Origin of the sequence: Candidatus Gromoviella agglomerans, assembly GCF_021065005.1 — a bacterium.
GTDB lineage: Bacteria > Pseudomonadota > Alphaproteobacteria > CAJXXZ01.
In genome coordinates this window covers 129,828-149,864 of record NZ_CP069247.1, presented here as the reverse complement: position 1 = coordinate 149,864, position 20,037 = coordinate 129,828, and the positions used below count along the sequence as shown (strand labels likewise).

At 35.0% G+C, this 20,037-nt stretch carries 16 protein-coding genes and 2 tRNA genes; 12 read left to right on the top strand and 6 right to left on the bottom strand.

What is annotated here, in order from left to right; all coding sequences use genetic code 11:
- Window positions 1-190: 190 nt before the first annotated feature.
- From Gromo_RS00605 to Gromo_RS00575, 7 genes are all read left to right on the top strand, one after another.
- Window positions 191-6,706, top strand: coding sequence for a coiled-coil domain-containing protein (locus tag Gromo_RS00605; RefSeq protein WP_231159038.1), 6,516 nt, complete (start codon window positions 191-193; stop codon window positions 6,704-6,706).
- 933 nt (window positions 6,707-7,639) lie between these two features.
- Window positions 7,640-7,846 (top strand): hypothetical protein, encoded by a 207-nt coding sequence (locus Gromo_RS00600; RefSeq protein ID WP_231159037.1) that lies wholly within the window; start codon window positions 7,640-7,642, stop codon window positions 7,844-7,846.
- Between the two features lie 256 nt (window positions 7,847-8,102).
- Window positions 8,103-8,282, top strand: a complete 180-nt coding sequence (locus tag Gromo_RS00595) for a hypothetical protein (RefSeq protein ID WP_231159036.1) — start codon at window positions 8,103-8,105, stop codon at window positions 8,280-8,282.
- Complete coding sequence (locus tag Gromo_RS00590; protein WP_231159035.1) at window positions 8,245-8,562, top strand: hypothetical protein; 318 nt, start codon at window positions 8,245-8,247, stop codon at window positions 8,560-8,562. The genes Gromo_RS00595 and Gromo_RS00590 overlap by 38 nt, the downstream gene beginning before the upstream one ends.
- 11 nt (window positions 8,563-8,573) lie before the next feature.
- Complete coding sequence (locus tag Gromo_RS00585; RefSeq protein ID WP_231159034.1) at window positions 8,574-8,936, top strand: hypothetical protein; 363 nt, start codon at window positions 8,574-8,576, stop codon at window positions 8,934-8,936.
- 675 nt (window positions 8,937-9,611) lie between these two features.
- The gene (locus Gromo_RS00580) at window positions 9,612-11,210 is read left to right on the top strand and encodes a coiled-coil domain-containing protein (protein WP_231159033.1); all 1,599 of its coding nucleotides are present in this window, start codon (window positions 9,612-9,614) and stop codon (window positions 11,208-11,210) included.
- Between the two features lie 112 nt (window positions 11,211-11,322).
- Window positions 11,323-11,766 (top strand): Ros/MucR family transcriptional regulator, encoded by a 444-nt coding sequence (locus tag Gromo_RS00575; RefSeq protein WP_231159032.1) that lies wholly within the window; start codon window positions 11,323-11,325, stop codon window positions 11,764-11,766.
- A 235-nt stretch (window positions 11,767-12,001) separates the two neighbouring features.
- Here the strand turns inward: Gromo_RS00575 and Gromo_RS00570 are convergent, their stop codons facing one another.
- On the bottom strand, window positions 12,002-12,367 hold the full coding sequence (locus Gromo_RS00570; protein ID WP_231159031.1) for a DUF4167 domain-containing protein: 366 nt from the start codon (window positions 12,365-12,367) through the stop codon (window positions 12,002-12,004).
- 93 nt (window positions 12,368-12,460) lie between these two features.
- Between Gromo_RS00570 and Gromo_RS00565 the strand changes: the two genes are divergently transcribed.
- Complete coding sequence (locus Gromo_RS00565) at window positions 12,461-12,715, top strand: hypothetical protein (protein ID WP_231159030.1); 255 nt, start codon at window positions 12,461-12,463, stop codon at window positions 12,713-12,715.
- A 235-nt stretch (window positions 12,716-12,950) separates the two neighbouring features.
- Here the strand turns inward: Gromo_RS00565 and Gromo_RS00560 are convergent.
- The 3 genes from Gromo_RS00560 to Gromo_RS00550 all read right to left on the bottom strand — a co-directional run bounded on the left by Gromo_RS00560 (window position 12,951) and on the right by Gromo_RS00550 (window position 15,417).
- A tRNA-Leu gene (locus tag Gromo_RS00560) sits at window positions 12,951-13,032 on the bottom strand.
- Window positions 13,033-13,382: 350 nt separating this feature from the next.
- A complete protein-coding gene (locus Gromo_RS00555; RefSeq protein ID WP_231159029.1) occupies window positions 13,383-13,859 on the bottom strand; it encodes a HesB/IscA family protein in 477 nt (158 codons plus the stop codon).
- A 169-nt stretch (window positions 13,860-14,028) separates the two neighbouring features.
- Window positions 14,029-15,417: a CCA tRNA nucleotidyltransferase gene (locus Gromo_RS00550; protein WP_231159028.1), complete on the bottom strand. Its 1,389-nt coding sequence runs from the start codon at window positions 15,415-15,417 to the stop codon at window positions 14,029-14,031.
- 184 nt (window positions 15,418-15,601) lie between these two features.
- Here Gromo_RS00550 and Gromo_RS00545 point away from each other — a divergent pair, with 184 nt between their 5' ends.
- The 3 genes from Gromo_RS00545 (at window position 15,602) to Gromo_RS00535 (ending at window position 16,922) form a co-directional block, all read left to right on the top strand.
- Window positions 15,602-15,862: a proton-translocating transhydrogenase family protein gene (locus Gromo_RS00545; RefSeq protein WP_231159027.1), complete on the top strand. Its 261-nt coding sequence runs from the start codon at window positions 15,602-15,604 to the stop codon at window positions 15,860-15,862.
- 83 nt (window positions 15,863-15,945) lie between these two features.
- The gene (locus Gromo_RS00540) at window positions 15,946-16,536 is read left to right on the top strand and encodes a hypothetical protein (RefSeq protein WP_231159026.1); all 591 of its coding nucleotides are present in this window, start codon (window positions 15,946-15,948) and stop codon (window positions 16,534-16,536) included.
- Window positions 16,536-16,922, top strand: coding sequence for an ExbD/TolR family protein (locus Gromo_RS00535; RefSeq protein ID WP_231159025.1), 387 nt, complete (start codon window positions 16,536-16,538; stop codon window positions 16,920-16,922). The genes Gromo_RS00540 and Gromo_RS00535 overlap by 1 nt, the downstream gene beginning before the upstream one ends.
- Before the next feature lie 583 nt (window positions 16,923-17,505).
- On the opposite strand, the gene Gromo_RS00530 is transcribed toward Gromo_RS00535, so the two are convergent.
- A tRNA-Leu gene (locus Gromo_RS00530) sits at window positions 17,506-17,586 on the bottom strand.
- 147 nt (window positions 17,587-17,733) lie between these two features.
- Entirely contained in the window at window positions 17,734-18,942 is a 1,209-nt protein-coding gene (locus tag Gromo_RS00525) for a cell division FtsA domain-containing protein (protein ID WP_231159024.1), read from the bottom strand.
- A 114-nt stretch (window positions 18,943-19,056) separates the two neighbouring features.
- Between Gromo_RS00525 and ftsY the strand changes: the two genes are divergently transcribed.
- The gene (gene ftsY / locus Gromo_RS00520; RefSeq protein WP_231159023.1) at window positions 19,057-19,962 is read left to right on the top strand and encodes a signal recognition particle-docking protein FtsY; all 906 of its coding nucleotides are present in this window, start codon (window positions 19,057-19,059) and stop codon (window positions 19,960-19,962) included.
- Window positions 19,963-20,037: the final 75 nt, after the last annotated feature.

Sequence of the window (20,037 nt, the reverse complement as noted above, 5' to 3'; positions counted from 1 at the left end):
CGCTCTTCTTTGGAAAGTGATTATTTATTTGGTCAGATGAAGTGAATTTACAATTCAGTTATTATCGTGCAATCTTTTTAACAGGATTAGAGTTTAGCTCAATATGAGTTTTCTCAGGGGAATTCAATAAGATATTGCATTAACTTTTTATTACTGGTAAATTCATACACTCATACATTTAATTTAGTTTGTGAAAAAGGTATTTATTCCACTATTATGTTTGATTTCTTATCAGTTTCATCTTTCGTCGAAGAATGGGTCGACGGAAGCAGTGCCGTATGTGAATAATGTTTATAGTCCGCCATTTGGTGGATGGAAGCCGGTTGGCTCCGTAAATGGAGCAGCTCCTGGCTATGTGGGGAAGGTTGGCTCCGTAAATGGAGCAGCTCCTTACGCTTATGGGAAGCCGGTTGGCTCCGTAAATGGAGCAGCTCCTGGCTATGGGGGGCCTGTTGGGCCGTATGGAGCAGCTCCTGGCTATGTGGGGAAGGTTGGCTCCGTAAATGGTGCAGCTCCTTACGCTTATGGGAAGCCGGTTGGCTCCGTAAATGGAGCAGCTCCTGGCTATGGGGGGCCGGTTGGCTCCGTAAATGGAGCAGCTCCGGGTTATGTGGGGAAGGTTGGCTCCGTAAATGGAGCAGCTCCTTACGCTTATGGGAAGCCGGTTGGGCCGTATGGAGCAGCTCCGGGTTATAATCTGCAAAACAAGGCTGCTCCAGGTGGGGTCCATATAAATCTGGTTAAGGTTCAGCCATCGCAATTGGATGCTACGCAAAAGTATTTGAATGCTCAGCGTGGATATGATCCAGAGGATATTATTCGTAATTTGCAGCAACAACTTGCTGAAAAAGATCGAGAAAATGCGCAGTTGAAGAAAGAGAATGTGCAGTTGAAGGCTGGTGCGGATAGACAGAAATTTACCAATCAGTTGTCCAATGAGAACGAGCTGTTAAATCGTCTATTACGTGAGAAGGATGCTGAGATCAATCGGTTACAGGCTATGCATAAGAATAGTCGTAAGGTTGAGGCTTTGCGTGCGCAGTTGAACACAGATAAAGTTGAGTTGGAGAAGAGGCTGGGCTGTCTTCAGACATTGATGGAAAAGCGTATGATTGAAGATGATTGGTATGATGTGCATCAGAAATTGAATCTTCTGGATTCTGATGATGATGGTAGTTTTGTGAGATTGGTGTACTCTTATAAAGATCGGTTGAAGGCGGCGGCGGAGGAGATCGTGCGGTTGCAGCAGCGGTTGAATGCGGCGGAGGACGAGAACAACGGGGCTCAGCACCAGATCGGGCAGTTGGTGGGGCATAACAGAGAGTTGGAGCAGCAGGCTCAGCAGCAGATCGAGCGGTTGGAGGCTCAGTTGAATGCGGCGGCGGAGGAGATCGTGGTGTTGCAGCAGCGGTTGAATGCGGCGGCGGAGAACAACGGGGCTCAGCACCAGATCGGGCGGTTGGAGGCTCAGTTGAATGCGGCGGCGGCTGAGAAGGAGCAGTTGAATAAGCAGTTGGCGGAGCAGATCGTGCGGTTGCAGCAGCAGATCGAGCAGTTGCAGAATGCGGCGGAGGAGATCGGGCGGTTGCAGCAGCAGAACGCGCAGTTGAAGAAGGAGAGCGATTACAAGCAAAAGTGTATATATGAGGCGTTGGATAACATCGCGCGGTTGCAGGCTCAATTGAATGAAGATCATTTGCTGGCGGACGCTGAGATCATGAGATTGGAGAGGGAGTGTGGTATTGTTTGTTTGAATAATGAAGGGCTTAATGAGCAAAACAAATTATTGAGTAAACAGTTGAGTAATCTGCAATCTACTTTGGATAGTCTTAATACGAAGGACGGCCAGAGTTCGGGTGTTAATGTGAACACATTGTCTTTGCAGCAGGAGAATGAGCGGTTGAAGCTGGATCAGCAGCAGGCGGATAATATGATCTTGCATTTGAAGAGTGAGTTGAGTCTGGTTGTTGCTCGTGCTAAAAATGATGTCAATGAGCTTTCCTCCAAGATAAAAGAGCTTCAGAAAAATAATGAGCGGTTTGATACGAGATGTACGTTGAATAAGGTGGAGGCGGAGAACGAGCAGTTGAAGAAGCAGTTGACGGAGCTTCAGCAGCAGGCGGCGGAGGAGAACGCGCAGTTGAAGCAGCAGATCGAGCGGTTGGAGCAGCAGATCGAGCAGTTGAAGAAGGCGGCGGATGAGAACGCGGGGTTGAAGAAGGTGGCGGCGGAGGAGAACGCGCGGTTGCAGAAGGCGGCGGCGGATGAGAACGCGCGGTTGCAGAAGGAGGCTCAGCAGCAGAACGAGCGGTTGCAGAAGGCGGCGGCGGAGAACGCGCAGTTGAAGCAGCAGATCGAGCAGTTGGAGCAGCAGATCGAGCGGTTGGAGCAGCAGAACGAGCGGTTGCAGAAGGCAGCGGCGGAGAACGCGCAGTTGAAGCAGCAGATCGAGCAGTTGCAGAAGGTGGCGGCGGAGAACGCGCGGTTGCAGAAGGCGGCGGCGGAGGAGAACGCGCGGTTGAAGAAGGCGGCGGATGAGAACGCGCAGTTGAAGAAGGCGGCGGAGGAGAACGCGCAGTTGAAGCAGCAGTTGCAGCATGCGGCGGATGAGATCGATCAGTTGAAGGGGCGTCTGGAGCAGTCTAACAATGGGTTGTCTCAGGCGCATCAGCAGAACACGGGGTTGAGCCACGAGAGCACTAAGTTGAGGAATGAGATCAAGCAGTTGAAGCAGCAGATCGATCAGTTGAAGGCTCAGCAGAAGGAGGCGGCGGATGAGAACGCGGGGTTGAAGAAGGCGGCGGAGGAGAACGCGCAGTTGAAGCAGCAGTTGCAGAAGGCGGCGGATGAGAACGCGCAGTTGCAGATTAGTTTGGCATCAAAAACTCAAGAGACTGCGTATCTTAATTCTGAAATGATACAATTAAGATTGCGGTTTTGTAAATCAAGGAGTAAGTTGCTTGAATTTGCTAATATGAATGATATTTCTGATGATGCTGATACTATATTTACGACTCAGATAGTACAGAAACCCCAGCAAGCAGGAGGTTCTCCTCAGAAGTTGCCGACGAATCAGTTAAATGATTTAAAGACACAGCTGGAACAAGCGCAGGTTGATCTTACTAGACAATATAATGATAGGATTCGTAAACTAGATGAAGATTTTGGCTTTCGTATGAGAATTTTGGACACTGCCTCTGTGGCAGCTGTGCGAGACCTGTTTGTTGATTTGCTGATTGATACCTTTCAGTGTTATAAATATATTTATGACTCTACTGCTAATATAAAAAAATATCTGAACGAAATGGGAGAATGGCCGGGGGATGAGTTGTCCCGTAATGATTCTGATGAAGACATAAAAAGATTATTTTCAAATAAGGATAAGGTAGAAGGATGGCGTAAACAATGTGATGATCTGAATGTTTTTTTCGTATTGTTTAATATTACTGATATTACTACTAAGATGAATTGGAAAACTTTCAAGAATAGTGCGATGAATATTCTTGATATGATAAATTTTCCACTACGAGGATATGCTAATTTTAAACAAATATTAGGTGAAGACGTTGATTATAATCAACTGTCAAGATTATGCAATTCTACATTTGCTTCTCTAAAAGATGAGAATCAGATTAAGTCTGAAATTAAAAAATTGTATGCAAAAAATCAGCAGTTGTGGTCGTTGGAGCCTGAGGTTTGGTCTTGGAGTAAAACATTATCTTTTATTGTAAAACCTAAAGAGCTAGAGCGTGAGATAAATGAGTCGAAGAATGTTGTTGAAAAATATAGAAATGTAGTAAAAGGGGCGAGATTTATAGCTGATGATGTGCGGACAAAACAGAATGATAAAACTGTTACTGTTAGTTTTGTTAAGCAGTTATTGGCTGAACTTTGTGAACATAACACTTGTCTTTCTGGTGCTGCTAGTTATTATTTCAAACAGTTCAATGATTATCATGAGTGGTATGATGACTTGAGTACACGATTTCATACTTTAAGTGTGGAAAGTATACAAAAGGATCAACAAATTCACAGTATGCGTAATCAGATTGAATTACAAGCTGCAACACTTGTACAACTTGAGACTGCTAACGCGAAATTAGCGCTTGATCCAAGATTTTTTGAACTTCAAGTACTTAAAGATGAACATGAAAAACTTAGAGGTGAACATACAAAGCTTGGTCTTGAGTTCAAAGGTTTGAGTGATGCCAATGTTGACTTAAAGTTATATAGTGATGGATTGAAGGATGATCTTTTGTATGCACAAACACAACTAAATCAACTAAAGCAAGATAATATGAAAATGGTTGGTTTGCATAATCAAATATATGATTTGAATACTCAGAATGGAAAATTGAAGAAGCAGTTGGCTGATTTGAATACTCAATTTGAGAAAGAAAAAGGAAGATTTAATGATGAGTTGGATAGGTTGACTAATCAATCTCAGCAAGATAAAGCAAGATTTAATAATGAGTTGGATAGGTTGACTAAGCAATCTCAGCAAGAAAAAGATGGACTTGAGCAGAAGGTGGCTGATTTGAATGTGCAGTTGGCTGACTTGACTAAGCAATCTCAGCAAGAAAAAGATGGACTTCACCAGAAGGTGAGTGATTTGACTACTCAGAATGGACAATTGAATCAGCGGGTGACTAGTTTGACTAATCAATCTAAGCAAGAAAAAGATGGACTTGAGCAGAAGGTGGCTGATTTGAATGTGCAGTTGGCTGATTTGACTAATCAGAATGGACAATTGCAGCAGCAGGTGGATGCTTTGACTACTCAGAATGGACAATTGAATCAGCGGGTGACTAGTTTGATTGAGCAATCTAAGAAAGAAAAAGGAGGACTTGACCAGAATGTGCGTGATTTGACTAGTCAGAATGAACAATTGAAGCAGCAGGTGGTTCACTTTCAAAATCACAATGGACAATTGAATCAGCAGTTGATGGTTGCGCAACAATCCCAATTCTCTCTTGGTAATCTTGGGCTTGAAAATGTTTCTTTGAAAGCTCAAGTTGAAAGTTTGACAAAACGAGTACAACATTTGCAAACACAGTTGAAAGAAAAATCTAAAGAACTTGAAGAACAAGCAGCATTAGTGAATAGTCTCAAACTTAAAGTAAGGAATGCAGAAACATGTAGTACAGAATTAGAGGGCGTGATTCGATCTTTGAAAATGGAATTGGAGGATTCGACTCAGGAATTTGGTGAACAAACACGAAGACTTAACAATGATTTGGGTAATTTGACTCAGAAATCTAAGCAAGACAAAGAAAGACTTGAGGAGCAGTTGGGTGATTTGAGTACTCAGAATGCAGCATTGAAGAAGCGGTTGGCTGAGTTGGAGGACAGAGCTCAGCAAAAAGATGCACTTGACCAGCAGGTGCGTGATTTGACTAGTCAGAATGCAGCATTGAATCGGCGTGTGGATGGTTTGAATACTCAGAATGGAGAATTGAGGCGGCGGTTGACTGAGTTGGAGGAGACATCTCGGCAAAAAGATGAACTTGAGGAGCAGTTGGCTGATTTGAATACTCAATTTGAGAAAGAAAAAGGAAGATTTAATAATGAGTTGGATAGGTTGACTGATCAATCTGTGCAAGAAAAAGGAGTACTTGAGCAGCAGGTGAATAATTTGACTAGTCAGAATGAAGGATTGAATAAGCAGTTGGCTGATTTTCAAAATTGGAATGCAGCATTGAATAAGCAGTTGGATGATTTGACTCAGAAATCTAACCAAGAAAAAGGAATATCTTTGGATCAAATAGATAGTTTGAATAAGCAGGTGACTAGTTTGACTGGGGAATTGCAAGAAAGAGATGGATTTGCTATACGGATTACTGATTTGAATAAGCAGTTGGCTGAGTTGACTAATCAGAATGGACAATTGCAGCAGAAGATATTTGATTTGAATGCGAAATATGTGCAAGAAAAAGACGACCTTGAGCAGCAGGTGAATGATTTGAGTATGGGATTTGATAAAGAAAAAAATGCACTTGATAGGGTGATGGCTCAGAATGAAGAATTGAATAGTCGGGTGGAGTACTTGACTACTCAGAATGGAAAATTGCAGCAGCAGGTGGCTGAGTTGACTAATCAATCTGCGCAAGACAAAGGAAGATTTGATGAGCAGTTGGCTGATTTGAATACTCAGAATGCAGCATTGCAGCAGCAGTTGAGTGATTTGACTAATCAATCTGCGCAAGAAAAAGGTGAATTTGAGCGGCAGTTGGTTGATTTGAATACTCAGAATACACAATTGAAGAAGCAGTTGGTTGATTTGAATACTCAGAATGCACAATTGAAGAAGCAGTTGGCTGAGTTGAAGCAGCAAGCACAAGATCTAGATGAAGCAAAGTTGTCTGAATTGGAGAAAGAAAATGTCATATTGAATTCTCGTATAGATGAATTGATGCTTGATACAGTTAAATATTTTGATATATTCGATCAGTTGAAGGTGATTCCCATTAATGATAATACGAAACTTAAACAATTGAAGACTAATGTGTCTGCTTTGCAGGATAGGGTGGCTGAATTATTGAATGAGAAGAATGCCAAAGTCCAGAATCAGTTTGATGATAATCAGAATAATGCGTATTTTGCTAAGAAGAAGCATAATCAGCGGCAGGAGAAGACTATGACGCAGCAGCAGGAGCAGCAGCAGCAGAAGAAGAATCAGCAGCCGCAGAAGCCTAAGAATAGGTAATAATAATCGCGTGCAGTAATAATACATTTGCTTTGTTATCAGATTAAATAAACTCTAGTTCATTTATCGAATAATGACATTTATCGAATAATGAGCTTTCCTAGGATAAAGGTGATCTCTCAAAATGGTTATTTGACTGAGCTGATGAGTATAGTTCCTTTCTATGAAAGAGAGTTCAAGGTTAAGACTAAGGAATTGAATAATCGAAATGATTTCAAATGTCAAAATCATCTTCTTTAGTATGATTTTACGAGATGGTATCTAAATAGTAAGTTGATAATGGAATTCTGGAATATAAGTGTGCAAACATAAACGTTTTCATGGAGATGCTGTGAGCCAATTGATGTCTTGTCGATTTTCATATGAAGATGTTTAATGGTATTCTGGATGATTTGTTTGAGCAATTGCCTAAGAGTGAGAAAGCGGAGAAGGTGGAAGTCGAACAGAGTCTCTGAACAGACTTTAAATGCTCAGCTGGACTGAAGTTGTAGCAAAATGAACGCTGATAGGAAAGCAAGATCAGATGGAGTGGCAAGATCAGCGGCTCCTAAATCAGAAGTAGTATCTAAATAAGCAACAATAGCAAATGTATCAGAGATGTTGTGGAAAGAGTTTCTAATATGCACTTTCTCAGGCAATTCAATTTAGATATTGCATTAACTTTTTATTAATTATTGTTGCATTAACTTTTTATTACTGGTAGATTTATACACTTACGCATTTATATTTAGTTTATGAAAAATATATTTATTTCGCTTTTGTGTTTGGTTTCTTGTCAGTTTTATCTATCGTTGAAGAATGCGTCGACGGAAGCAATGTTACCTAGAGATTAACAACTTCAGCAGAATCAGCAGCTGAATGTTGCATTGGGGCAATTTTCGCAGTCGGTGGCTTTTCGGCATGTTCTAGAAAGTATGCAAGATTTTGAGTCCAGTGGCTTTGTTGTCTTATTTCGACTCTGTGCAGAAATTGTTTTATGAGTATGAAGAACTACAGAATATGTGGACCGATGCATTTTTGAAGAGGTATGAAGGACTATCTAATGTAGAGACCAATTCATGTAATATTCGTCAATTTAATTTGACTGATCATCAGATGGAAATGCTGGCGAATTCAGTATGGTTTGGCGAAAGATTATGAGTCGAAGTTGAAAAATTTGTGGGATCAAGCGAGAAATAATCATAGTCGTACTTTGAGTCCATGCTCGAGTAAATCGCAAAATAATGATAGTGAAGACTCGAATGAATTGCAAAATAATGATAATTTGCATTTACAAACGAAGCGCTAGTCTGAGCGAGATGGCTTTTTTTCTGCTTGTATTAATAAATTTAGTTCTATTCTTAGTAATTTGTGGCCGCAGTTGTCGAATTAAGATTAAGATCAAGAGATGTGGTCTATGCGGGAGGATAATCAATTTAACCAGTATGGAAGGCGTAAATGGCAGGATGAGCAATTTAAGCATTATGAGAAGAAGATTATGTTATTGCATAATTTGGAATCTCAAACTGAGAAGCATGAGGCTCAATTGAAGGAGAAGGATGCGGAGATTGCTCGTTTTGCAGCAAGCGTTGAATGATAAGACCCATGAGGTATTGCGGAATAGTCTTGATGAAATTGAGTATCGTGAACTGTTGATTGATGCTTATAGAAAGGATTTGCATACTTTGTACAAAGAGATTAATAAGGAGTGGCAAGATTTGCAAGAAAAAGTGGTTGTGGAGACAAATGAAGAGTGGCGGCAACAGTATGCGAAGTTGATTGCAGAAAGTAATAGAAAGTTTTTTGACGAGGTGGTATCAATTTTATTAATTTTATTGATTTTATTAATTTCCATGATGAGCGGGGAGAGTTGTTAAGAAATCATCCATTGGCTCGAAAGTATAAGCAGGAGTTGGATGAGCGATCTCAGCATGTGCTTGATCTTTTGAATGTGAAGGGAGATCATAATTTTTGTCAAAAGATGAAGGAGAAATTTCAGGAAAATTATCAGCCGCAGTTTGATGCTTTGGAGGATAAGTTTCGGAATTTAGTGATTTTGGGCGATGGGAAGCAATATAATGTTTATGGTTCTGCATTTGCGATTTTGGATGAGCTGTTTCAGTGGTTTTCGAAGTTCTTGAAGCATTTGGACGATAATTCTAAGGAGTCTCAGCTGAAGTTTGAGAATTTACAGAAAAGGATGAATAATAAGGAAATTAGCCTCAGTAGGCAGATTAGCCAGCAGCAGTAAATCAGCAGTAATGTTCCCATGATCAGCAGTAATATCAGCGGCAAAGGGCCGAAAAGCTCAGTATGAGGATAGACGATTATCTAAATCGTAGATGTAATACGAATTCGCTTATCGATCTCAAAATTAATGGGTGCTTATTTAGAGTAAATATATTTAGCAATATTAGATTCAAAAATTGCCAATTGATGGTATCTCTTATTGAATAATATGTCTTATAATTAATGAGGAAATTATTTATAAATAGATATATTAAATTTTCTTTATACTTTAATGAATCAATTGATTGATGAATCAGGCAATTGTTATGTGTTCAAGATTTTGGATATTAATCACAAAAATGTTATATAATATCGTCTTGAGAAACAATAATGAGTTTCATGATAATGTGACATATGTGAGATATGTTTTTATTGTGAGTGAATATGTTTTTTTATTCGATAATATATGATTGAGAAATGGATTTTATACCTTGTTGGTTGAATACAGTATATAGTAATAATTTCTTTGAATTATCTAATAATTCATGTTTATTATTTTTTATTTGATATGTATTATTAAATTAATTATATGTTAATGATATAAGTTTGTTGAGCTATTATTTTTTTATTTTAGATCTGCTATTGCATTAACTATATATTAATGATATAAATATCCTGTGTTATCGCTTTTTCTATAGTGAAAAAACAATTAACTTTTTTGTGTTTATTGAATTTATTTCAATCTCAGTTTGTATTTTGCAATCCAGTTGGATCAAATGCTCGTTATGGAAGTGAAATGATTCATGAGTATGGTGTGAATGTAAAAGTTCAGTCTCTATTTAAAAGAGACATGTATCATGATGATATGAGTCATATTGGTATTTGTAATACTTTGCGTAAGTATTTTCATGGTCTGAAAAATAATAAGTCTGTTGATGTGAAGATTGATGCTGTCTGGATGTATCTTAAAAGAATTGAGCTTGGAATTTGCGATGAAAAATACTTCTTATCAATGAATTCACTGATTCATTCTGATGAAGGGTTAGATCAGATAAGCCGCCTTCGAGGAGAGGTTGATAGAGTTAAAGGTGTTGAATCTGAGCTTAGAAAGCAAATTTTGATTAAGGATCAGGAAAATGTTAGGTTGCAAAAGGAGTCTAATGCTCGGTTTAGTGAAAATGTGAACTTGTTAAAAGATTTGCAAAAAGTTCTGAAAGAGAACTCTCAGCTCAAGAACGGACAGAATGAGAATGAGCAGTTGAGGCAGCAGTTGGTTCGGAAAGAGCGAGAGATGCAGGCTTTGCAGAAGGAGTACGAGCGCAGTCTGGCCGATAACGAGCAGCAGTTGGTGGGTCTGAGGCAGCAGCACGAGCAGCAGGTGGCTGAGAAAGATCGGGAGTTAGAGGATTTGCGGAAGCAACTGATTCAGAAAGATCAGCAGTTGAGTGCTAAAGATGATGAGATTGCTCAGCTTAAAAAGCAGCTCTCTTCCCTTGAAGGACAGCTTCTTGAAAAGGATAATGAATTAGATGATATCAAAAAGTGGATTGAAGATGTTAGTAAAAGGATTGATGAGTTTGATAAATTTCAAAGATTTATACTTCAACAGCAGAATAATAGTTCTCAAGTTGTTGCTCAAAAAATTCATGATCATCTTGACAAGATTAGCAAGAATTTTCCTCAAAAAAGTTTGCATGATTTGTATGAAAAATGTCTGGGACTCAAAAGTAACGCACCTGGTGCTGTACAAGAAAATCCAGAATTAAGTCATCAATTACAAAAAATAGATGCTACTATTCTTGCAGCTAGAAGTATGTTGAATCTAAATATTAATCCTGGATTGATTGCAGAATATGAAAAATTGATTGCAGAATTTAATAAATTTGCTGATGATTACAACCGTATTGTTGGTACATTATCAGATGATATTGATGAATGTATAAGATATTTGCAAGCTCGAGAAGAAGAACGGATTGCTCTAGAATTTAAAAATAATCATGAATTGAATGCAATGATTAAGGAATTGCAGAATGAGAATCTTCAATTGAGGCAAGAGAAGAATGCATTATGGGATCAGAATAATGCATTATACCGTGAGAATCTTCAATTGCGGCAAGAGAAGAGTACATTATGGGATCAGAATTCTAAATTGCGGGATAAGAATATTCAATTGATGCAAGATAGTAATGCGTTTACTGCAAAAAAAGCTGTATCTCCTAGTACACCATCTACTAGTGGTGATGAGCACAACTTTGGCAATCAGCCGTTTGAAGTGGATGAGTTTTGTGATAATTAAGCATATTATTACTTATAAATATTGATTTTTATAAGTGTTTTTATAAGTTTCTATTGAATTTTTGTAGTTTTTACTATAACATCTTCATTGAATTTCGTGTTTTGTGTTTTAAATGAGTACTGTAAATTCAGGTGTTTCAAAAGACGATTCTATATACTCTGCCGTCGGTAACATTGTTGCGTCTTATGCTGCGAAAAATGAAATGTCTTCATCTGAATTGCTTGATTTGATCAATAATGTTTATAACACTTTGATTTTTTTGCCTTATAAGCAAGTTTCATCTGGGTTTGGACAAGCTCCAGCTGTGAGTATTGAAGACTCGATTACTGATGATTATTTGATTTGTTTGGAGGATGGCAAGAAGTTGAAAATGCTTAAAAGGCATTTAAAAAGTTCTTACAATATTACTCCTGATGAGTACAGATCAAGATGGGGATTGCCATCAGATTATCCGATGGTTGCTCCGAATTATGCAAAAAAAAGAAGTGTGTTGGCGAAAAAGATTAGTTTGGGGACTAGAAAGAATTACTCTGGTAGTCAATCGAGGGTTGCTTGATTTTTATGTTAAATTTGGTTATGAAAGTCTAAATTTCTTGTTTTTGATTTTTTTACGGCGCAATGAAGTTTAAAATCCACATTATATGTATAAAGTAACGGTTTTTAGTCTTCATATTTTGTACTGTTTTTGCATTGATCAAGAACTCTATATCATGCAATTTGGCGACGTTTATTATTAAAATTTTTAAGCAGAATAATGTCTCAATATGATTTGTAAATTTTATTAAGATTGTTCACCTCGCGTCGATTTCAGTATCAATTTCTTTTGCATTCCTATTCAAATCATCGTTTTTATTTTGATCAATTACATGAATTTGCTGATTATTTTTTTGATTCGTATTATTAAATGGAGTATCATTCAAGCGGTTTTTTTTCTGCATATCATTATTCCTTTGAGTGTTTTTATTTTGAATCAAAATGCGCTGATAATGTTCTAAATACTGAGAATAAAGCTCAAATTCTACCAAATCTCCATTACTCTTAGCTTCACTTGCAAGGTTTGAATATTTTTTATACATATTCCTAAGTTGATCAACTTTATTGCTGGTAGATTGTGAATTGTTACTGTTATTTTGCTTATTGTAGGTGTTTTTTTCCATATTTTTGTGTATTATTCAATCAAGAATTATGACAAAAAATTTGAAACAATTCAATTTAAAGTTAAACTAAGCAATCATTATTTATTAAGTGTTGTGACTTATGATTTATTAATAAATACTACGAGTAATAATTGTTATATTGAATTATTTGGCAAGCGTGTTGATTTTTTATCTGAAAGTTCATATAAGAGAAGTAACGGTTTGATTTTTGTTTTATCTACTCACAGATCTGATCTAATAAAAGTTAAAAATCCTCTTCCTGTTTTAAATAATGATTCTGCTGCTGGTAATCGAGTTGCGTATGCAGCTTGTTTAGCGATAAAACTGTATGTGAAGTTCGATTGTTAATAAATCAATAATTATTAGATTTTTTATAATTAAGTTAATTTTAATAAGTTTGTTACATTAAAATAAAAATATTTTTTTTGTTGATAGCTTTATCAAGATGGACTGTTGTTCAAAATTATTATCATACTTTGAATGATAGCAGTAATATTTTTTCAAAGGTAAAGTGTAATTTCTCTTTAAATTTTTGGTCAATTACTTCATAAAAGGAAAGAATATTTATATCTTCGCAAACAAATACCCCCAGGGAGACTTGAACTCCCACATCCAATGGATAGCAGATTTTGAGTCTGCCGCGTCTACCATTCCGCCACAGGGGCATGATCAATGCTACTATAAATTATTTTTTTTTCAATAGTTGTCAAAAAATAAACTTTTGGTTGAAGGAGGATAATTGTATTTCTTTAAAAATACTTTTGTCTATTATGGGTACAAACAATCTTTAAATGGAGATTTTTGCGTAAAACAAACATTAAAATAATCATTAAAACAAGCAAAGTTATTAAAAGATTTTTGTTAAAAAATATGGAGTGAGTTAACGGATAATTGAAAAAACAAAACAGAATCTGATTAATGACTCAAATCACATATCATGGTATGAATTTAATAGAAAAATCCATTTAGTGGATTCATATTTAAATCAATTTCTAATTATGTATGTCTATCAAGTTTATGTTTTACATTCAAATGATGATCCACAGCTACATGTACCGCAAGCATTTGGATTGGATATGAGGAATCGAGATCCGATTACTTCTATTTTGTAATCTAGGTAGGCTCCAGATAAGAAATTTAGAGACATTTTGTCTATTAATAAAGATATTTGGTCTTCATCGCTTTGAATTGTTAATTCTGCATCATTTATATCTTTTTCTTGAGTAATGGAAAAATTATATTCGAATCCTGAGCACCCACCTCCTTGAATTTGAATTCTGAAATGAGTTTTTTTATCTTTATCAATTTGTATTTGATGATCATTATTTTTATTTTCAATTTGATTATCATTTATGATAAAATCATCATCGAAATCATTAATTGTTTGATTATAATTTTTCATCAATTCTTCTGTTTCATCTGGATTTTCATACACTGTAAGTGATAATATCTTTGTGAATGCTGCTTCAGATATATAAAATTCTATACTCATGTATAAATTCATGCTAGTAAAATTGTTTAATTATATAACTTAGACGATTAATTTTAAATCTTTATTAGTTTTAGTGTGTTCAATTCAACTGTTTATATAACATTTTATAGTGGATGATTTTTCAGATAGTGACTCAAAAATATTATAATTCTGTGTTTTCTCGTACAATCTAAATCAAATTATTAACATATGACAAACAATCTTCCTTAGACGCTGAACAATTTGAATTTAACCAGTATTTCATAGTATTTTGCATAATATCTCCCATATTTTTCCCTTCTTTTATTCCAAGTGTTAATAAAATTTCTCCATTAATCGGAAATACATCAGGAGGGGCTTGAAATTCTGTGAATAATATATTTTGCATATTTAGTAATTCTGCATTGTTGGAATTTTCTCGAAATGCCATCAAAAGCATTGTATCATTTATCAAGAATTTGACTAAATCTTCGTCAAAAATCTTTCTAAATTTATATAAAAATGTACGAATTTTGTTCAAAAAATTGATAGAAGATTGATTATATATAGATTTTAATGTGTTAATATATTTTAGTTGCTTATTTGATAAGCAAAGCTTTGAGAAATTATCTGTTAACAAAAACAATCTCAATAAATTCGAAGATGAAATCTTGTGACTAACTGCATTACTGATGAGAGAAAATGATTTTTTTTCAAATTGTAAGAATTCTATGAAAGTAAACAGATTTTGTCTGAACTCAGAATTTTCTTTGCGAATATCATTTTTAATTTTTTCAAAGTCATTGTCACTGATTCGTGAAATATTATCTCCAGTTGAAAATTTATTTATACACATTCTACAGTAATTTTTTAGAAAAGAGCTTTGCTCTGCAAAAATTATACTTAACAAATCAATGTCATGCATAAAGCATATTGCGAGTTCAGGAGATTCGTATTTTAACATCGTTAATATTTCTTTAGTAATTCGCTCAATTGATATACTAAGCAGTTTATATCTGTATTTTTTACATGCTTCTAGGCCATTTTCATCTATTTTCAATCCATAAGCGGCAAAAAATCTAAAAAATCTCAAAATTCGTAGATAATCTTCTTGAATTCGAGTTTCAGGATCACCAATAAATTTGATTATACCATATGATAAATCATTCACTCCCTCAAAATAGTCAAATATTTTCCCATTTTTATCCATATAGATTGCGTTTATGGTAAGATCTCTTCGTTCAGCATCGTAAATCCAATTTTTTGTAAACTCTACATCTGCGCGCCTGCCGTATGTTTGTACATCGGTTCTTAGAGTTGTTATTTCGTATGAATGACCATGCATAACAGCTGTAACCGTGCCATGTTGTAATCCAGTGGGAATGACGTTTATTTTATTTCTCTTCAAAGTTTGCATGATTTTTTCAGGGAGCATAGTTGCTGCGATATCAAAATCATGAAAATCTTGATTCAACAAGCTATTTTTAACTGCTCCTCCTACAAATCTAGCCTCTTCGTTGTCTTCGGATAATATATCAAGTATAAATTTATGCTCTTCAAGCCAAGCAAAATTATTCATGAGCAATTTCCTTTTTTTCATATAATGAATGGGATTTATCTTTGATTTGGGGTGATAATAACATATCTTGAGGCTATCTACACTCTGTTATTTTATTTTGTTGATGCATATCAATATTTGATTTGTATGCAATTTTTGTAATCAATATTATTGAACAAAATAAATTTGTATGATAATTTCATTCAATTGCTTTTATTGCAATTTCATGCTTGTTGCTTTGTTGTGTGTATTTCTTGGTTTTTATATCACTCATCGAGTTACTCATGCTTTGCATGCTCCGCTTATGTCGATTACAAATGCAATATCCAGTATTGTGGTTATAGGTAGCATGAAATGCATTTTGTGTGCAACATCTCATTTTGAATTGATATTGTCCTTTTTGTCACTGTTATTTGGATCTGTGAATATAGGAGGAGGGTTTAAAATTTCTCATAGAATGATACAAATGTTTCGCATTAAACAATAATTGTTCTATCAGTGTATACATTTTATATTGCAATAATTTAAAAATCTTAATAGAATCCTGAGAATGTTTTATGAATTTGAAATATGAATTCTTTTGTGGTAAGTTCTCGCGTGCACGGTAAGTCGCTTGTAAAAGCTTTGCGTAATAATGGGTTTGTTCCTTGTACTTTGCAGAATGGGAGTGAATGTATTAGTTACTCTATTTGTTTTAAGAGCGTGGTCAGAGCATTGATGGAAAGAGGATTTTTCAATAGATCTTTTGAGTTAATTGACGAGAATGGAAGCAAAATTTGCGATGCGTTAGCAAGAGAAGTTCAATATCACCCGATTCAGGGTTATCCTTTACATGTTAATTTCGTGAAACTATTTCCAGACAGGATGGTTGTTTTGGAAGTGCCTCTTGTATTTAAGAATATGGAAAAAGCACCAGGCATAAAGCAGGGTGGAGTGATAAAAATACACAAAAATGTCTTGAAGTTAAAGGTTCTTGGAAACAATTTAGTGTCGCATATAGATGTTGATTTGCATGCGATGAATGTTGCAGAAGCAATTACTGTGGGAGATATTGCTCTGCCAAGTGGTGCTGATTTTGTTCTCCCAAGTGGGGCTGATTCCTTGGTACAAAAGTCGCTCAGTGAAAAAGTGGCTTATATGAAAATGCCTAGAAGAGAATAATGAAGAAGCGTCCTTCAATCGATCACCGTATTAACATGACTCCTTTTATGGATGTTTTGTTGGTGCTTTTGGTGGTTTTTATGATTTTTGCTGCTGGTGCTATTTCTCATCTTGAGGTCAATTTGCCTTCTGCTAAATCTTCATCTAATCAGTCCAGTTTATCTAACACGATAGATGTTGTGTTGACTGCGAATGGTGATGTGTCTTTAAATGGCAAAAAGATTCCAGAGTTTGAATTTTTGTCGGCTATATCTTCTTTAGATAGAGGGTGTGTGGTCAGAATATATGCTGATACATCATCGATGTACGGATTTGTTGCTAGAATTATGGGAATTATGACTTCTTGCGGTTACACTAAGATTAATTTGATGATAAAGTCTGAGTAAATAAATTTGTCATTTATTGTAAGTAAAGTGAATTTGAATTTTATTATTTAGCAATAACATATTTACGGATTGCAACTATCTTTGGAATATTTTTAGGTTCTACGTCTTCTTTTTACGCTCTATGCAATGATTTAGTTGTCATTTATTGATAATATTAATTTTTTACTATTTTTTCTAGCTTGTATGTGTGGTAGTGAACAGTATTTTCATTGAAAAGAATCTAGCATTATTAACATTTTTAGTAAATCTATTAAAGAGATTTCATTGGATTTTTTTTGAAAAATTATTCAAATATTCTTTTAATTTTTCACATTTTGTTTTGATCTCATCATTTTCTTTTTTTGGAACTAATTTATAAAAACTTCTTTCTTGTGTTAATCCTTGATTCTTATCACATATTTTTTTTGTATTTAGTTGAATGTAAAAGAATGTTTTGCAATAAAACTTGAATCAGTAATTGCAGCGTCAGTTGAATGTTGATAAATTCATTGTTTAATAATAATAAAATAAATACTAACCGTTTATTTATGGAGTAAAATTCATGAAATTGATAGTCAATCAAAAGATATTTTCAGACAATCAATACGGATGGAGGGACTTGAACCCCCACAGTTTGCACCACTAGGACCTAAACCTAGCGCGTCTACCATTCCGCCACATCCGCACTGCAAATCATATCATTTTTAAGCTATTTCGTCTATATTTTTGTTGAGTAATGAAATTTATGCGATATTTTGATTCTAGGTTTGCAATTATGCTATAGAACCCTGATATGAATGATTTTTGTATACTCACGCATCGGTGTATAAATTTATTTTCTCTTATTGACCCACAATAAAATTTTCTTTATAAAAGAATTCTTTTTATTGTCATAATTATTTTTTACTCCACTCATGCCAGATTTAAGTTGTAAGAAATTTATTGCGCCGATAATCATAGCATTTTGAGCATTAAGATTTGCAAATCTTGTTTTGCTAAGTCTGTTTCTAGAAAAGTCTTTATTTGTTTGTTTAAAATTCGGTAAAATCACATTTATATCGATATTTTCTTGAAATTTATCTGTAATATGAGGTAATAAAGCAGTACCGCCTGATAGAATAAGGCAATCTCCTTGAGGAACAATTTCATTTCGAATTAATTCGATCATTTGATTAATTTGTGATGATATTATGTTGTTTATTCTTGATTTTGATACTTGAATCGAATCATTTTCCAATGATGTGGTCAATATATTATCGTCATCGCTATAAGCTCCTATATTTATTGCTGATCCGTACATTATTTTTATTCTCTCAGCTTGAGATTTTGGAATTTTTGTGGAGTGAGAAATTTCATTTGTTATGAAATCTCCGCCATATGGTAAAGTCAAGTGCTTTTGCATAATTCCATTTTCGAAGATTGATATTTTTGTCAAATGAGAACCAATATCGATAGCTGTGAAATTCCCATTCTCTGAGTAGGTTTTATATGAATACCCGAGTATGTAATTGCCAAATAATATATCCTTCACTGCTACATTAATATCATTAAAGCATATTGATATATTCTGCACAGGCGTGAATTTTGATTTTATATTTCTAATTCGTATCTTTAATTCTTGACCAATCATTCCTACTGGGTTGTTTATTGATATTCCATCATCGATCTGGTATTGCATAACATCAGAATGAATTATTATGCTATCTTTTGATGATAATCTGGATTTTTCTAGTATTTTACTTAAATCTTCTTGTTTGATTGGTGTATCTTTTAAGATTATCTTTGCGGAGATTTGATCTTCAGAAATGTATGGACCATTTAGTATTATTATAACTTCGTTTATTACAGATTTTGACTCTTGTTCTGCTTTGAAAATTATGTCATACATTGATTCTTTAAATAAATTCATATCAACGACGTATCCATTTGAAAATCCAACGGTTTTGTGAATAATCGATGACAATATTTCAGATGAATCGAAATTGATATTAGCTACGATACAATGAGTCTTACTATTACCTATATCTAGTATTGTAAACATTCCCATTATATAACAAAGAGCGAAAAGTACATTTCGCAACACTTTATCATAAAAAACTCTTGCTGAGAAGGGATATTGAAGTAAGATATGGTACTCTGATCGATTATATTTTTCATGGGATTGGTATCATTCATCAAGTCTAGTCTTAAAAAATCATCTCAAAGACTGACAGATGCAATTCAGTCAATATTTTTTTACTCTAAAAGAATTGATGAAGAAAGTTTGATTAAGTTATTTGCAATTTTGATACAGTCTGATGTTGGCCCAAAAATTAGCCAAAACATAATTGATAAAATAAAGGACAAGTATTTTGATCAAGAAATAAGCTTTGACCATCTTATGAAATTTGTATTTGAAATAATTAGACCAATTTTTACTCAAGACACAAATTATTTGTTTGATTTTCCTGCAAATATCATGATTTTTGGATTAAATGGTTCTGGAAAAACGACAACGGTTGGGAAATTAGCTTATAAATTGAAAAGTCAAAAGAAATCTGGAATGATCGTCTGTGCTGACACTTTTCGAGCTGCGGCTACTGAGCAGTTAGCAGAATGGGCAAGAAGAATTAATATTTCAATTCTTTCTGATAAAGGGAAAGATCCGTCGGGATTGGTTTTTGATGGAATCAATATGTCTCAAAATTTAGATTTTTGCATAATAGATACAGCTGGAAGACTCCATACAAATACTAACTTGATGATTGAGTTACAAAAAATGCAAAATGTCGCAAAAAAGAATTGTAAAACGAAGATAATTTCGTTAATTGTGCTAGATGGCTCTGTTGGGCAAAATCTGATAGCTCAGATGGAAAGATTTCTGAAGTACGTTGAGATTGATGGAATGATAGTTACAAAATTAGATACTAGCGCGAAAGGAGGAGCCTTGCTAAGTATTGTAGAAAAATTCAAATTGCCTATTTATTTTGTTGGAGTTGGAGAAAAAATTGATGATTTGATTGAATTTAATGCAGATGAATTTTGTTATCATTTGCTTGGAATTGATGAGATAGATAAATAACAAATTTGTATGATGAAAAATTGAGGAAAAAGAGTTACAGATTAGGAAATTAATTGTACAATTCTGTTAAATAAT

Excerpts from the sequence above, each read along its gene's own strand:
- Gromo_RS00595 (WP_231159036.1), top strand. The coding sequence starts at position 8,103 with ATGCGGGAGGATAATCAATTTAACCAGTATGGAAGGCGTAAATGGCAG.
- Gromo_RS00590 (WP_231159035.1), top strand. The coding sequence starts at position 8,245 with ATGCGGAGATTGCTCGTTTTGCAGCAAGCGTTGAATGATAAGACCCAT.
- Gromo_RS00575 (WP_231159032.1), top strand. The coding sequence starts at position 11,323 with ATGAGTACTGTAAATTCAGGTGTTTCAAAAGACGATTCTATATACTCT.
- Gromo_RS00570 (WP_231159031.1), bottom strand. The coding sequence starts at position 12,367 with ATGGAAAAAAACACCTACAATAAGCAAAATAACAGTAACAATTCACAA.
- Gromo_RS00555 (WP_231159029.1), bottom strand. The coding sequence starts at position 13,859 with ATGAGTATAGAATTTTATATATCTGAAGCAGCATTCACAAAGATATTA.
- Gromo_RS00550 (WP_231159028.1), bottom strand. The coding sequence starts at position 15,417 with ATGAAAAAAAGGAAATTGCTCATGAATAATTTTGCTTGGCTTGAAGAG.
- Gromo_RS00545 (WP_231159027.1), top strand. The coding sequence starts at position 15,602 with ATGCTTGTTGCTTTGTTGTGTGTATTTCTTGGTTTTTATATCACTCAT.
- Gromo_RS00540 (WP_231159026.1), top strand. The coding sequence starts at position 15,946 with ATGAATTCTTTTGTGGTAAGTTCTCGCGTGCACGGTAAGTCGCTTGTA.
- Gromo_RS00535 (WP_231159025.1), top strand. The coding sequence starts at position 16,536 with ATGAAGAAGCGTCCTTCAATCGATCACCGTATTAACATGACTCCTTTT.
- Gromo_RS00525 (WP_231159024.1), bottom strand. The coding sequence starts at position 18,942 with ATGTTTACAATACTAGATATAGGTAATAGTAAGACTCATTGTATCGTA.
- ftsY (WP_231159023.1), top strand. The coding sequence starts at position 19,057 with ATGGGATTGGTATCATTCATCAAGTCTAGTCTTAAAAAATCATCTCAA.